At 69.9% G+C, this 15,206-nt stretch carries 9 protein-coding genes; 8 read left to right on the forward strand and 1 reads right to left on the reverse strand.

Going from position 1 to position 15,206, the window contains the following annotated elements; all coding sequences use genetic code 11:
• Positions 1 to 255 precede the first annotated feature (255 nt).
• The gene (locus HWX03_RS29005; RefSeq protein WP_175873632.1) at positions 256 to 5,382 is read left to right on the forward strand and encodes an ATP-binding protein; all 5,127 of its coding nucleotides are present in this window, start codon (positions 256 to 258) and stop codon (positions 5,380 to 5,382) included.
• A 47-nt stretch (positions 5,383 to 5,429) separates the two neighbouring features.
• Here the strand turns inward: HWX03_RS29005 and HWX03_RS29010 are convergent, their stop codons facing one another.
• On the reverse strand, positions 5,430 to 6,701 hold the full coding sequence (locus HWX03_RS29010; RefSeq protein ID WP_175873633.1) for an NAD(P)/FAD-dependent oxidoreductase: 1,272 nt from the start codon (positions 6,699 to 6,701) through the stop codon (positions 5,430 to 5,432).
• A gap of 220 nt (positions 6,702 to 6,921) precedes the next feature.
• Here HWX03_RS29010 and HWX03_RS29015 point away from each other — a divergent pair, with 220 nt between their 5' ends.
• The 7 genes from HWX03_RS29015 to HWX03_RS29045 all read left to right on the forward strand — a co-directional run bounded on the left by HWX03_RS29015 (position 6,922) and on the right by HWX03_RS29045 (position 15,169).
• Entirely contained in the window at positions 6,922 to 7,194 is a 273-nt protein-coding gene (locus HWX03_RS29015) for a UBP-type zinc finger domain-containing protein (RefSeq protein ID WP_174433151.1), read from the forward strand.
• A gap of 336 nt (positions 7,195 to 7,530) precedes the next feature.
• Positions 7,531 to 8,811, forward strand: coding sequence for a cytochrome c (locus tag HWX03_RS29020; RefSeq protein WP_175873634.1), 1,281 nt, complete (start codon positions 7,531 to 7,533; stop codon positions 8,809 to 8,811).
• Positions 8,808 to 9,308, forward strand: a complete 501-nt coding sequence (locus HWX03_RS29025; protein ID WP_060266436.1) for a (2Fe-2S)-binding protein — start codon at positions 8,808 to 8,810, stop codon at positions 9,306 to 9,308. The genes HWX03_RS29020 and HWX03_RS29025 overlap by 4 nt, the downstream gene beginning before the upstream one ends.
• A complete protein-coding gene (locus tag HWX03_RS29030; RefSeq protein WP_175873635.1) occupies positions 9,308 to 11,569 on the forward strand; it encodes a molybdopterin cofactor-binding domain-containing protein in 2,262 nt (753 codons plus the stop codon). The genes HWX03_RS29025 and HWX03_RS29030 overlap by 1 nt, the downstream gene beginning before the upstream one ends.
• 91 nt (positions 11,570 to 11,660) lie before the next feature.
• Complete coding sequence (locus HWX03_RS29035) at positions 11,661 to 12,578, forward strand: LysR family transcriptional regulator (protein WP_175873636.1); 918 nt, start codon at positions 11,661 to 11,663, stop codon at positions 12,576 to 12,578.
• Between the two features lie 181 nt (positions 12,579 to 12,759).
• On the forward strand, positions 12,760 to 13,977 hold the full coding sequence (locus HWX03_RS29040) for an MFS transporter (protein ID WP_175873637.1): 1,218 nt from the start codon (positions 12,760 to 12,762) through the stop codon (positions 13,975 to 13,977).
• 79 nt (positions 13,978 to 14,056) lie between these two features.
• Positions 14,057 to 15,169 carry an alkene reductase gene (locus HWX03_RS29045; protein ID WP_175873638.1) on the forward strand — a complete coding sequence of 371 codons (1,113 nt, stop codon included), beginning with the start codon at positions 14,057 to 14,059 and terminating at the stop codon, positions 15,167 to 15,169.
• The last annotated feature ends 37 nt before the right edge of the window (positions 15,170 to 15,206 follow it).

The raw sequence follows: 15,206 nt of genomic DNA on the forward strand, positions 1-15,206 counted from the left end.
GTCGCGCGCTGTCGCCGGCTCCGGCGCATCGGCGCGGGTGGAAAGCAGGCTTGACCGTATGCTAGGGCGTGCCGCCGACCTCGACCACTATCCATAGGTTTAACGTCTGCGGCGGTGCCGCGCTGGCAGGGGGGCTGCAAATTCTCTCCGGCTGTCGGACAATGCACGCGCCGGCCCCTGACGCGGGCGGCACGACCGGCTGCGCGGCACGATGTGCTGCCGCCCTGCGCCATTCCACCTTACCGCACCACGAACGTGAACATTCCCTTGCGCGCCGACGAAGGCGCTACCCGGATGGACCCCGACTGGCTGGCCCGTGCGACGCCGACGAATGTCGCGCGCGCCGAGGACATGCTGACGTTCGACCTCACGGACCCGGCGACGGGCATCGTGTGGTCCGCGCGCGAGACCCGCTGGGAGTTCGATCTGCGCTGCCGGCAGTTCGAGCGTGAATACGCATTGGGCACGGCGCTCGATCCGGCGCGGGCGATCGCACCGGTCGCGCTGATCCGGGCCGGCGGCGGCCCGGTGCTCGTCTATCCGGGCGTCGAGGGCCGCACGTTCGACACGCTCGCCAACGAGCGCATGGCGCTCGACACGTTTCTCGATCTCGCACTCGGTGCCGTGCGCGCGCTTCACGAACTGCATTGCCGCGGCTGGCTGCATGGCGACGTGCGGCCGGCCAGCTTCGTCGTCACGCAACCGGGCGCCGTCAAGCTGGGCGCGTTCGCCCATGCGCGCAAGCGGCACGCCGACCCGGCGGAACCCCCTGCGCGGCATACGCCGCGCGCGGATTTCGCCCCGTACGCGGCGCCCGAACTCGCGCACGACGCGAACGTCGACGAACGCGCCGATCTCTACGCGCTGGGCATCACGCTGTTTCGGCTGCTTACGGGCGCGCTGCCTTATAACGCCGCGTCGACGTCCGAATGGGTACACGCGCACGTCGCCATGCAGCCGTGTTCGCCGGTGGCGTTGCGCGACGACACGCCGGCCGTGCTGAACGATCTCGTGCTGAAGCTGATTGCCAAGGAGCCGGCCGATCGCTACGCGTCGTGCGAAGCGCTGCGCGACGATCTCGAACGGCTGCGCCGCGACTGGCACGCGCTCGGCCGCGTCGCACCGTTCGCGCTGGGCGGCGGCAATGCGCTCGCCCGCGTGCATGCGCCCGACCTGCTGGTGGGCCGCGACGCCGACGCCCGAAGGCTCGCCGACACGCTGGCGGGCGTGGCCCGCACCGGCGAAACGGCGCTCGTGCTGATCGACGGACCGGCAGGCGTGGGCAAGACGGCACTCGCCGAACACTTTGCGCGCCATGCGCGCAGTACCGCGCCGGCGTCGTGGCGGACCTCGGCGAAAGTCGACCCGTTCCGGCCCGCCGCGCCGTACGCGCCCGTCGTGCGGGCGTTGCGCTCGCTGTTCGGCAGCGTGTTGGCCCGGCCCGACGACGAGATCGCCGCGGTCGCGGCACGGCTGCGCGACTGCATCGGCGCGCATGCGAACCTGCTGTCGGGCATCTTTCCGGAACTCGCGTGGCTGCTCGATGTGGACCCGGTTGCGCTCGGCCGTACGGATCCGGTCCCGGAATTTCACCTGTGCCAGACCGTCGTCAACGCATGCCGTGCGTTCGCGGCGCCCGCGGCCCCGCTCGTCATGTTGCTGGACGACATCCATGGGGCCGACGACGCCACGCTCGCGTTTCTGGCGTCGATCGCCGCCGATCCGCCGGCGAACGTCTGTATCGTCGCCGGCTATCGCAGCGAGGCCGAGCATTCGCCGGCATTTCGCCGCTTCCTGCGCGACCTCGAGCGCACCCGCGTGTCGACCGTCACGCCGGCGCCGCTCGAACCGCACGACGTCACGACCCTGCTCGCCGGCATGCTCGGCGATACGTCCGGCGATCTTCCCGCGCTCGCGCGCATCGTGCACGGCAAGACAGGCGGCAATCCGTTCTACATTCAGCAGATGCTGCGCTCGCTGATCGAGGAGCGGCTGCTCGCGTATGACAGCGCCGCGCACGCATGGCAGTGGCGTGCGGACGAAATCGTCGCGTACCGCGCGGCGGAGAACGTCGTGGATCTGGTCTCGCTGCGGATGCAGCGGTTGCCGGCCCAGTCGCGAACGCTGCTGTCGCTGCTCGCATGCATCGGCAGCGAAGCCGAAGAAGCGCTGCTCGGCACGACCTCCGGCAACACGCGCAACGAACTGCGGTTCTGGCTGGACCCGGCCCGGCAGGCCGGCCTCGTATCGCTGCACGGCGACCGTTGGCGCTTCACGCACGACCGCGTGCTCGAGTCCGTCTACGCGGCGAGCGCGCCCACGGAGCAGGCGGCGCGGCATGCGGCCGTCGCGACCGCGATGCTCGCGTGCGCGGAGCCGCAGCATACCGACACGCTGCTCGCGCTCGCGACGCAGATCGAGCGTGGGATCGCTGCACCGCTCGACGACGGCCTTGCGCTCGCGTTCGCGGATGCGCTCGTGCGGGCCGCGCAGGCCGCCGCCGCGATCGCGGCGCGCGAGCGCGCACTGTCGTTTCTCGCGTCGGCGCAAACGCTGCTCGGACCGCACGCGTGGTCGCAACACTACGACGTGATGAGCCGGATCGGCAGGCTGCGCGGCGGCCTGCTCCTCGCGAGCGGCGAAACGGCGCAGGCCGCCGACACGATCGACGAACTGCTCGCGCGTGCCGGCACGCCGGCCGATCGCGCGGAGGCACACCGGCTCAAGGCAGCGCAGCTCACGGTCGAATCGAACTACCGCGAGGCGGTCCGCGTCGCGCTGGCCGGTCTTGCGGTGCTCGGGGTTCATCTACCGGAGCGCCCATCCGACGCCGACCTCGAAGCAGCGCGCGACGCGGTGCGCGACGCCCTCGCCGGCCGCGCGATTGGCGAACTGGTCGACCTGCCCGTGACGACCGACGCGCGCGTCGAAGCGACGATGGCGCTGCTGACCGCGCTCGAGGCCGCGATGTTCTATCCGAGCAACGGGCTGATGCTGCTGCACTTCGCGACGATGGTGCAGCTCACGCTGCGCCACGGCGTCACGGCCGCGTCGGTGCAGGGGCTCGCGTGGTACGGCGTGAGCATCGCCGAACACGACGCCGCGTACGAAGCCGGCTTCGAATTCGCGAAGGTGGCGCTCGCGCTGGTGGAGCGCCACGGGTTCGAGCGCTACCGCTCCGCGGCGCTGATCGCGCTCGACCAGGTAAGCGTCTGGTCCCAGCCGCTGTCATACGCGCTCGAGCGGGCCCGCGACGCGAAGGCAGCGGGCAACGCGAGCGCCGAGCTGCGCTGGATGTGCTACAGCTGCAACCACATCGTGAGCGACCTGCTCGCGATGGGCGAAGCGTTGCCGGTCATCCGCGACGAAATCGATCCGCTGCTGGCGATCGCGCGCGGCGCGCGCTACGACGACATCGTCGATCTCGTGTCCACCCAGTCGGAATTCGTCGATGCGCTGCAGCGCGGATACGACCGGCCGGTCGGCACGTGGCGCACGCGCGCGGCAACGAAAACGCCGATGTCCGTGTTGCAGTTCTGGACCTGCGTGCTCGACGGCCAGGCCGCGTTCCTGTTCGGCGATGCCGACGCCGCACGCGCGGCACTCGACGCGGCCGCGTCGTTCGCGTGGTCGACACCCGCGCACATCATGCTGTCCGACTTCCACCTGTTCACCGTGCTGGCGGGCATCGCGAGCGAGCGCGGCACGACGCCGCCCGAGCAGCTGCTCGAACGCTACGCGCCGCAGCGCGCGCGTTTCGCCGCGTGGAGCGCGCTCAATCCGCGAACGTTTCGCAACAAGCTCGCGCTGATCGACGCCGAATTCGCGCGCGTGCGCGGCGAGCACGTCGTCGCGATGCAGCAGTACGAAGCGGCGGCCGGGCTCGCGGCGGAAGGCGGCTTCGTGCACGAACAGGCGCTCGCGCATGAACTGGCTGGACACCACGCCGCGTCGCTCGAGCTGACCGGGCGCGCGCGCCACCAGTTTCAGCTCGCGCACGCGTGCTACCGGCGCTGGGGCGCGCTCGGCAAGACGGGGGCGATGGAAAGCCGGCATCCGTTCCTGATCATGGCCCCGGGCGCCGGCGGCACGGCCGCGCCCGCGCACGAAGACCCGGAGTTCGCGCTCGCGATGCGCGCCGCGCATTCGCTGTCCGAAGAAATCGTGCTGGAGCGCCTGATCCAGACGCTGATGCGCAACATGCTCGTCCACGCGGGCGCCCGCTCCGGCCTGCTGCTGCTCGCGCGTCACGACCGGCTCACGATCGAGGCGGCCGCGCGCGTCGTCGACAGCGACGTGATCGTCGATATCGCGCGCAGCGAACCGACCGGCGACGACGTGCCGCTGTCGATCCTGAACGCGGTGGCGCGCACCCGCAAGCCGATCGTCCTCGCCGACGCGCAGCGCGAAGGCATGCCGGACCACGTCGAGAGCTTGCGCACGCACCCCACGCGTTCGCTGTTCTGCCTGCCGCTGCTGAAACAGGGCACGCTGATCGGTATCCTGTATCTCGAGAACGCGCTGGCCAACGGCGTGTTTTCGGCGCGGCGCATCGCGATGCTGGAAATGCTCGCGCCGCAAGCCGCCAATGCGCTGGAATCCGCACGGCTTTACGCGGAGCTGGTCGACGAGAGCGCGCGGCGGCTCGAGACGGAGGCCGCGTTGCAGCACGCGCGCACCGAGCTCGCGCGCACCGCGCACACGACGGTGATGGGCGAACTCGCCGCATCGATCGCACACGAGATCAACCAGCCGCTCACGAGCATCGTGTCGAGCGCAGGCGCATGCCTGCGCTGGCTGCGCGGCGAGCAGCCCGATATCGGCGAAGCGCTCGCGAGCCTGGACGACATCCGCACCTCCGGCGTGCGGGCGGCCGACATCGTGCGCGCCTTGCGCGCGCTGGCGCGGCAGGCGCCGCCGGCGATGGCGCCGCTCGCGCTCGACGCGCTGATCCGCGACATGCTGCGCCTGACCGCGACCGAGATCGACGCGCAACGCGTCGCGTTGCACGTCGACCTGCGCTGCGACGACGTGCGCGTCATGGCCGATCGCACGCAGATCCAGCAGGTCGTCCTGAACCTGATCACCAACGCGCTCGATGCGATGGGCGGCCTCGGGACGCCGCGCGAACTCGAGATCACGTCATCCCGCGACGGCGATCGCGTCGTCGTGACCGTCGCCGATCGCGGAACCGGTATCGATGCGGAGATTGCCGGCCGCATCTTCGATCCGTTTTTCACGACCAAATCGGACGGCATGGGCATGGGCCTCGCCATCTGCCGATCGATCACCGAGGCGCACGGCGGCTCGCTCGAGGCCGTGCCGCGCGATGCGGGCGGCACCGCGCTGACGTTCCGCCTGCCGGTGGCGGCCGCCCGCTGACCGGGCGTGCATGGCGCGGGCGGGGCGAACCGCGCCCGCGCCCCGCGTCACGCGCCCGCGAGCCGGTGCGCATCCTCGCCGAGAAACCGGTGCACGAAGGTCACGGCCATCGCGCCTTCGCCGACCGCCGACGCGACGCGCTTGACCGACCCCGATCGCACGTCGCCGGCCGCGAACGATCCCGGCACGCTGGTTTCCAGATGGTACGGCCGACGCTCGAGCGGCCACACGCGCTCGAACGCCGGGCAGTCGTACAGGTCGCCGCCGGTCACGAGATAGCCGCCCGGATTGCGGATGATGTCGGTGTCCTTCGCCCAGTCGGTGTTCGGCGCGCCGCCGATGCACACGAACAGGCGCGTGGCCGGCAGCCGTTCGCGCGTGCCGTCCGCCGAGCAAAGCTCGATCGCGTCGAGCCAGCCGTCGCCGTGCAGGGCGGCGACGCTGGACCGGTAGCGGACCTCGATGTTCGGCGTCCGCTCGATCCGGTCGATCAGGTAGCGCGACAGCGTGTCGGCGAGCGACGCACCGCGCACGAGCATCGTCACCTGACGCGCATGCCGCGAGAAATTCATCGCGGCCTGGCCGGCCGAATTGCCGCCGCCGACGATGAAGACCTGCTCGCCCGCGCACATCGGCGCTTCGCTCGACCCAGCGCCGTAGAACAGCCCAGCGTTGAGAAACGCCGATTCCTCCGGCAGCCCGAGGCTGCGATATTCGATGCCGGTCGCGCAGATGTTCGCGCGCGCGACCAGGATCGACCCGTCGGCGAGCTCGACGCGGATCTTGCCGTCGACGAACGTCGCATGCACGCCTTCGCGCATCGTCAGCAGCTCGACGCCGAACTTCACCGCCTGCTCGCGCGCGCGTTCCGCGAGCTCCGCGCCCGGGATGCCGTCGGGAAACCCCATGTAGTTCTCGATCAGCGAACTCGTGCCGGCCTGCCCGCCTACCGCGCCGCGCTCGATCACGACCGCGCGCAGCCCTTCGGACGCCGCGTAGACCGCCGCCGACAGCCCGGCCGGCCCCGCGCCGTAGATCGACACGTCGTATTCGACGAAACGCGGGCGCGCGACCCAGCCGAGCCGCGCGGCGATCTCGGCCAGGGTCGGCTGATACAGGCGCGAGCCGTCCGGAAAGATCACGACCGGCAGCCGGATGTCGCGCAGCGGCGCGATACCGAGCGCCTGCGCGCAGTCGGCGTCGGATGTCAGCTCGCACCAGTCGTACGCAATCATGCGCCGCTGCAGGAAATCGCGGATCGCGTACGCGTCCCTGCTACGCGGCAGGCCGACGATCCGCACGTGTTGCGGTTGATCCATGAGCGCCTCCCGATGATGTCGATGTCGAATGCGGCCCGGCCGGTGCTGCGGCCGGACGCATCGCGACTGTACGCCGCCGACGCGCGCCGCGCGGGCCGCTTCATGACAATTAAGGTCCGGCCGCGACGCGACGCTGCACAATGCCGCGTATCCGTCCCGCTTGCGGCCTCGCGCCGGCCCCGCCGCAAGCATCACCCCCGCGCCGGCATCGGAGCGCAAGATGGCCAACGCCTGTACGCATCTCGACGAAGCACGCGTGTTCGACACCGACAAGGACTACTGCGAGGAATGCGTCAAATCGGGCAGCCGCTGGGTGCATTTGCGGATGTGCCTGGTCTGCGGGCACGTCGGCTGCTGCGACTCGTCGCCGAATCGCCACGCGAGCCGGCATTTCCGCGAAACCGGCCACCGGCTCGTCCGCTCGATCGAGCCCGGCGAGCGCTGGATCTGGTGCTACGCGGACGAAGTCGTCGCCGGCGAGATTCCGTCGTGACGCGACGCGCGGGGCGGCCGCGACGGTGCGCGTCCGTCATCCGTCTGCGGCGCCGAACCCCGGCCGATCCGGCGCCGGACACCGTTCAGAACGTTTCAGCGCCGCTTCAGGCAATGATCGCGGCCGCTGCGTAGACTGCGTTCATGAGCTGCCGCGCAGGACCGCGCTTGCGCTCGTTATCGACTGCTGGAGTGACAAAATGATCCCCGTCGCCAATCACCGGCGCGCCGCAAGACGGTCGCGGCCGCATCGGACGACCACGCATGGCCGACACGCATCGTCCGGTGTTGCCGCGCATCGCATGACTTGCGGCGCACCACGTCGCGTGGAGCGCGCATGAAGCACAAACGACTCTGGTTCGGCGCGGCGGGAGTCGCGGTCGTCGGCATCGCGGTCGCGATCGGCATCATGGTGCGGCCGTCGATCGCGCCGATCGATCCGCCCGCTCCTGCTTCGTTCGATCCGCAACTGGTGCGCGCCGGCGCGCGCGTCGTCGCACTCGGCGACTGCATCGTGTGTCACACCGCGAAGGACGGCAAGCCGTTCGCGGGCGGGCTGCCGCTCGCGACGCCGTTCGGCACGATCTATGCGACCAACATCACGCCGGACGCCGAAACGGGCATCGGCCGCTGGTCGCGCGATGCATTCGCCCGTGCGCTGCGCACCGGCATCGGACGCAACGGGCAGCCGCTCTACCCGGCGTTTCCGTACATTCATTTCACGCGGATGTCGGACGACGACATCGCCGCCGCCTACGCGTACCTGATGACCCGCGAGCCGGTACACGCGACGACGCCCGCCAACGACCTGATATTTCCGCTGAACTTCCGGCCGCTGGTGGCGTTCTGGAACGTGCTGTTCCTGCGCGAAGGCGCGTACCAAGCCGACCCCGCGCAGTCCGCGCAATGGAACCGCGGCAGGATGCTCGTCGACGGGCTCGGCCACTGCGCGTCGTGCCATTCGCCGCTGAACGCGATCGGCGGCGAACGCAGCGGCCGCGCGTTCGACGGCGGCATCGTCGACGGCTGGGAAGCGCCGCCGCTCAATACGCTCGCCGGTGCCGCGCGGCCATGGACGCAGGCGCAGCTCGTCACCTACCTGCGCACCGGCCGTGCGAGCGAGCACGGCGCAGCGGCCGGCCCGATGCTGCCGGTCACGCGCGACCTCGCGACGGTGCCGGTCGAGGACGTCGAAGCGATCGCCGCGTACATCCTGTCGATCCAGAAGCCGGCGAACGCGCGTGCGGCTGCGAATCCGGTCGAACGCGCCGCGACGACGCCGGCCGCGCAGCGCGGCGCGACGCTGTTCCAGGCGTCGTGCGCGCAGTGCCACGGGCCGGCCGCGCCGATGCAGTCGATCGGCGAGCGGCCGACGCTTTCGTTCAGCACGGCAGTCAACGCGGACACGCCGCGCAACGCGATCCAGATGATGTTCAACGGCATCGGCTGGCACGGCGAGGACACGCTGAACTACATGCCTTCATTCATCGACCAGTACGACGACGCGCAGATCGCCGATCTCGCCGCGTACGTGCGCGAGACCTATACCGATCGTCCCGCCTGGTCGGGCGTCGACGCGATGGCCGCGAAGCTCAGAAAAGAGGACACCGTACGATGATCACCCTCACCGTCAACGGCGTGCGGCACACGCTGGACATCGATCCGTCCACGCCGCTGCTGTATGCGCTGCGCAACGACCTGCACCTGCATGGCGCGAAGTTCGGCTGCGGCCTCGGACAATGCGGCGCCTGCACCGTGATCGTCGACGGCAAGCCGACCTTCTCGTGCCTGATGCCGGTGGCCGCGGTCGGCGCGCGCAGCGTGCGCACCATCGAGAGCCTCGGCACCGCCGAGCATCCGGGCCCGCTGCAACGCGCGTTCATCGAGCATCAGGCGGCGCAGTGCGGCTACTGCATCGCCGGGATGATCATGCGCGCGCAGGCGCTGCTCGAACGCAACCCGAAGCCGACCGAACAGGAACTGCGCACGCACATGGAACCGAACCTGTGCCGCTGCGGCACGCACATGCGGATTCTCGCGGCGGTGCGCTCGGTCGCGGGGCTGCCGCCCCCCGAACCGGCTTCCGCTCCCGTCACGATCAGCAAGGGGCTGTGATGAATTCCCACGACGACATCGACGAAGGCCGCCGGCACTTCATCGTCTCCGGCGCGCTGTTCGTCGCGTTCAGTCTCGCGCCTGCGTCGCGCGCGGCCGCGCAGCTGGTGATCGCCGACGAAGGCGCGGCCGTGCACGTGGCAAAAGCCACTCAGACGCTGGCCGGCAGCCTGAAGACCAATCCGCTGCTCGATGCATGGGTCAAGATCACGCCCGACGGCAAGGTCACCGTGTTTACCGGCAAGGTCGAGCTCGGCACCGGCGTGCGCACCGCGCTGCTGCAGGTGGCCGCCGAGGAACTCGACATGAAGCCGTCGCTGATCACGTTCCTGACCGCCGACACCGGCGCGTCGCCGGACGAAGGGCTGACCGCCGGCAGCCATACGATGGCGGACAGCGGCTCCGCACTGCTGAACGCGACCGCGCAGGTGCGCGCGCTGCTGGTGGAAGGCGCGGCGAAACGCTTCGGCGTCGACCCGCGCACGCTGACGACCGCCGACGCGGTGATCACGGCGCCGGACGGCCGCACGATGACCTACGGCGACGCGATCCGCACGGTCGACCTGCACCGCAACGCGGCGCCCACGTCGCCGCTGAAGAACCCGGCGACGTTCGCCGTGATCGGCACGTCGCTGCCGCGCGTCGACATCCCGAACAAGGTCACGGGCGGCGTCAGCTACGTGCAGGACATGCAGCTGCCCGGCATGCTGCACGCGCGCGTCGTGATGCCGCCGGTGTACGACGCGAAGCTGCTGTCGTTCGACGAAGCCGCGATCCTGAAGCTGCCGGGCGTCGTGCGGATCGTGCGCAACGGCAGCATGCTCGCGGTGGTCGCGCAGGGCGAGTGGCAAGCGGTGGTCGCGCAGCGCGCGCTCGCGGCCGGCTGCCGCTGGTCGCCGGGCCGCAAGCTGCCCGAGCGCAGCACCGTGCACGCGGACCTGAAACGGATCTCGACGCAGCGCATCGAGATCGCGAACACGCACGCGGCCACCGCGCCGGCCACGAAGACGCTCAACGCGACGTTCCTCAAGAATTACCTGCTGCACGGGTCGATCGGGCCGTCGTGTTCAGTCGCGCATATCGAGAACGGGACGATGACGGTGTGGACCCACTCGCAGGGCGTCTACCCGCTGCGCGACGCGCTCGCCGAGATGCTGTCGATGCCGAAGGCGAGCATCCGCTGCATTCACACCGAAGGGTCGGGCTGCTACGGACACAACGCGGCGGACGACGCAGCCGCACATGCCGCGCTGATCGCGGCCGCGATGCCCGGCAAGCCGATCCGCGTGCAATGGATGCGCGAACAGGAACACACGTGGGATCACTTCACGCCGGCGATGGTGACCGAGGTCAGCGCATCGCTCGATGCGAGCGGCCGCATCGTCGACTGGAACTATGCGCTGTGGAGCAGCTCGCACAACGAGCGGATCGTCAACGCCGGCCGGCTGCTGCCCGCGCGCATGCTGGAGCCGCCGTTCGTGCCCGCGCCGTCGACGCCGATGCTGCAGCCCGAGGGCGGCGGCGATCGCAACGCGATCCCGCTGTATGCGCTGCCGAACCAGCACATCGTCAACAACTTCTCGCCGACGATGCCGCTGCAGACGTCCGCGATGCGCTCGCTCGGCGCGCACACCAACGTCTGGGCGATCGAAAGCTTCATGGACGAACTCGCGCATGCGGCCGGCGTCGATCCGGTCGAATTCCGGCTGCGTCACATGGAAGACCATCGCGCGCGGCAGGTGATCAAGCTCGCCGCGACGCACTTCGGCTGGCCGCGGCCGCCGCGTGCGCGCAACCGCGGCGTGGGCTTCGCGTTCGGCAAGTACAAGAACCTGATGGCCTACGTCGCGATCGCGGTCGAGGTGTCGGTCGTGCCGGAAACCGGCCAGGTGACGCTCGAACACGCGGAAGCCGCCGTCGACGCGGGCCAGATCGTGTCGCCGGACGGGATCCGCAACCAGATCGAGGGCGGCATCGTGCAGGCCGCGAGCTGGACGCTGTACGAGGCGCTGAAGTACGACACCGAGCGGATTCGCAGCTTCGACTGGAGCAGCTACCCGATCCTGCGCTTCTCGGCCGTGCCGCAGAACGTGAAGGTCCATCTGGTCAATCGCCCCGGCGCGCCATTTCTCGGCGCGGCCGAGGCGTCGATGGGGCCGACCGCCGGCGCGCTGGCCAACGCGATCTTCGACGCGACCGGCCAGCGCATGCGCGAAATGCCGTTTGCCGGCGACGCGCTGAGAAAGCGCATCGACGCATAGCGGTTCGCCCGGCGGGCGATACCCGATATTGGACAAGACAGCGCCGACACGTCCCGGCGCGGCGAGCCGACAGGCTGGAGAACTTCCGACGATGGATACCTTGCTTTCGATGCGCGTGTTCACGCGCATCGTCGAAACCGGCAGCTTCACGCGTGCATCCGACACGACCGGCCTCACCACGCCGCGCGTGTCCGCGCTGCTGAGCGCACTCGAGCAGCATCTCGGCTGCCGGCTGCTGAACCGCACCACGCGCCGGATCTCGCTGACCGAGGACGGTCAGGCCTACTACGAACGTTCCGTCGCGGTGCTGCGCGAGATCGACGACATGGAGGCGTCGGTGTCGCAGGCCCGCAACGTGCCGCGCGGCCGGCTGAAGGTGAACCTGCCGCCGGCAATGGCCAAGCAGGTCGTGGTGCCCGCGCTGCCGGCGTTTCTCGACGCGCATCCGGGCATCATGATCGAACTCGGTGTGACCGACCGGCAGATCGACCTCGTCGGCGAAGGCGTCGACTGCGTGGTGCGCATCGGCGCGCTCGACGATTCGGGGATGATCGCGCGGCGGATCGGCAGCCTGACCACCTGCACCTGCGGCTCGCCCGCGTATTTCGCGCGGTGCGGCGAGCCCGCGACCGTCGACGATCTCGCGCAGCACCTGGCGGTCAGCCACATCTCGGCCGACACCGGGCGGCCGCGCGTGTGGGACTACGTCGTCGACGGCGAGCCGCGCATCGTGCAGATGTGCGGCACGGTGGCCGTCAACGACGCGGACAACTACATCGAGTGCGGCGTCGCCGGCATCGGCCTGATCAAGACGTCGCTGTACCTCGTCGAGCCGTACCTGAAGTCGGGCCGGCTGCGCGAGGTGCTGACCGGTTTCAACGCGCCGCCCAAGCCGATCTCGGTGCTGTATCCGCCCAATCGCCACATCCCGGTCAAGCTGAAGGTGTTCGTCGACTGGCTCGCGGGCCTGTTCGAGCAGATTCCGACGCTGCAGGGCAAGCGCGGCTGACCCCATGCGGCGCGGCACCTTTGCGTGCCGCGCAACGCTCGATTGCGCGGCGTCTCGCTTCCGGCTTTATCGATTGATCAATAGTATTGGCGGCAATGCGATGCACCATAGCGCGGCCGGGCAAGTTCAACGCCGGCGCGACGCTTCGGTGTCCGGCCTTTCTCTTTTCCAGGAGTCGACCATGTCAACGGATTCAACACCGCTCGCGCCGCCCGCGCACGGCGTCAAACTCACGCAGGGGCTGATCCTGCTGTTCGCTTTCAGCTGCGGCGCGATCGTCGCGAACCTGTACTACGCGCAGCCGATCACCGAGCTCATCGCGCCGGGCCTGCACATGTCCGGCAACACGGCGAGCCTGATCGTGTCGCTGACGCAGATCGGCTACGCGCTCGGCCTGTTCTTCATCGTGCCGCTCGGCGACCTGCTCGAGAACCGCAAGCTGATGATCGTGACAGCCGTCGTGTCGATCGCGAGCCTCGCGGCGGCGGCGCTCGTGCGCACGCCCGGGCTCTTTCTCGCGATTTCGCTGCTGATCGGGTTCAGCTCGGTGGCCGTGCAGATCCTCGTGCCGCTCGCCGCGCACCTCGCGCCGGACCATTCGCGCGGCCGGGTGGTCGGCACGATCATGAGCGGGCTGCTGCTCGGCATCCTGCTGGCGCGGCCGCTGTCGAGCGTCGTCGCCGACGCGTTCGGCTGGCGCTTCGTGTTCGCGGCGGCGGCCGTGCTGATGACGCTCGTCACGGTCGTGCTCGCGTTGACGATTCCGTCGCGCCAGCCCGATCACCGCGCGACCTATTTCGAACTGATCGGCTCGCTGCTGCACCTCGTTCGCACGATGCCGGTCCTGCGCCACCGCGCGCTCTACCAGGGCCTGATGTTCGCGTCGTTCAGCCTGTTCTGGACCGCCGTGCCCGTCGAGCTGACGCGTCACTACGGGTTGTCGCAATCGGCGATCGGCCTGTTCGCGCTGGTCGGCGCGATCGGCGCGACGTCGGCGCCGGTGGCCGGGCGCCTCGCGGACGCCGGCCATACGGTGCGCGCGACGCTGATCGCGCTCGTCGCCGGCGCGCTGGCGTATGCGGTCGGGTTCGTGCACGGCGCCGGCCTGTACGGGCTCGTCGTCACCGGCATCGTGCTCGACTTCGCGGTGCAGATGAACATGGTGCTCGGCCAGCGCGAGATCTACGCGCTGCATGCGGCCAGCCGCAACCGGCTGAACGCGCTGTACATGACGAGCATCTTCGTCGGCGGCGCCGTCGGCTCCGCGCTCGCGAGCCCGCTGTACGCGCATGGCGGCTGGCCGCTCGTCGCGGCGGTGGCCGGCGCATTCCCGATCGTCGCGCTCGCGCACTACCTGCTCGTCGGGCGGCCGCACGCGCAACGTCACGCCGCGGGTTGACCCGCCGCCCCTTCGTCAAACCGATCCGTTCGCGGGGTGCGTCGTTGCCCCGCCCTTCGTCAAAGGAAAGGAGTCCATCATGTCTTCCCTGCTCAGTGCCTACAATCTGCGCGGCCTCGCGCTTCCGAACCGCGTCGTGATGGGGCCGATGACGCGCTCGCGCGCGCCGTCGCGCGGGCTGCCCACCGAACTGATGGCCGAGTACTACGCGCAGCGCGCGTCGGCCGGCCTGATCGTGACCGAAGCTACCAACGTCAGCCGGGCCTCCGCGGCATTCGAGCTGACGCCGGGGCTGGTCGACGAAGCCCAGGCCGCCGGCTGGAAAATCGTCACCGATGCCGTCCACGCGAACGGCGGGCGCATCTTCGCGCAGCTGTGGCATGGCGGCCGCGTCAGCTCGCTGACGCTGCTCGACGGCGCCGCGCCGCTGTCGCCGTCCGGCGTGAACGACGACCTCGAACAGTTGCAGGTCTGGGCGCAGCTGCAGAACGGCTACTACACGAAGATTCATGCGACGCCGTCGCGCGCGATGACGACCGATGAAGTCGTCGCGACCGTCGACGAATTCCGGCAGGCGGCCGCGCGTGCGATGGCCGCGGGCTTCGACGGCGTCGAGATCCACGCCGCCAACGGCTACCTGCCGCACCAGTTCCTGTCGTCGACGCTGAACCGCCGCGACGATCGCTACGGCGGATCGGTCGCGAACCGCGCGCGTTTTCTCGAGGAAATCGTCGATGCGGTGGGCGGCGTGATGCCGTTGAGCCGCGTCGGCGTGCGGATCTCGCCGTACGCGAAATACAACAACGTGCGCGACGCCGATCCGGACGCGACACTCGCGTACGTCGGCCGGATGCTCGACGCAGCGGGCGTCGCCTATCTGCACGCGGCCGATACCAACGGCTGGAGCGGCGAACCTGACCTGCCGCGCATCGTCGATCACGCGCGCCGGTCGTTCCACGGCACGCTGATCGTCAACGGCGGTATTTCACCGGATGCGGCGAACGCGCTGATCGACGCGGGCGACGCCGATCTCGTCGCGTTTGCGCGCGCGTATATCGCGAACCCGGATCTCGTCGAGCGCATCGCGGCCCGCGCGCCGCTCGCGGAACCGAAGGCCGCCGGCTGGTACGGCGGCGACCGCGCCGGCTACGTCGACTATGCGCGGCACGACGCGGCGCAATCGCACGCGTGACCCACGCATGCGGCGTGCAAGGTTCGGCATGCCGGGC

The organism is Burkholderia sp. BCC0397 (genome assembly GCF_902832865.1).
Classification (GTDB): Bacteria; Pseudomonadota; Gammaproteobacteria; order Burkholderiales; family Burkholderiaceae; genus Burkholderia.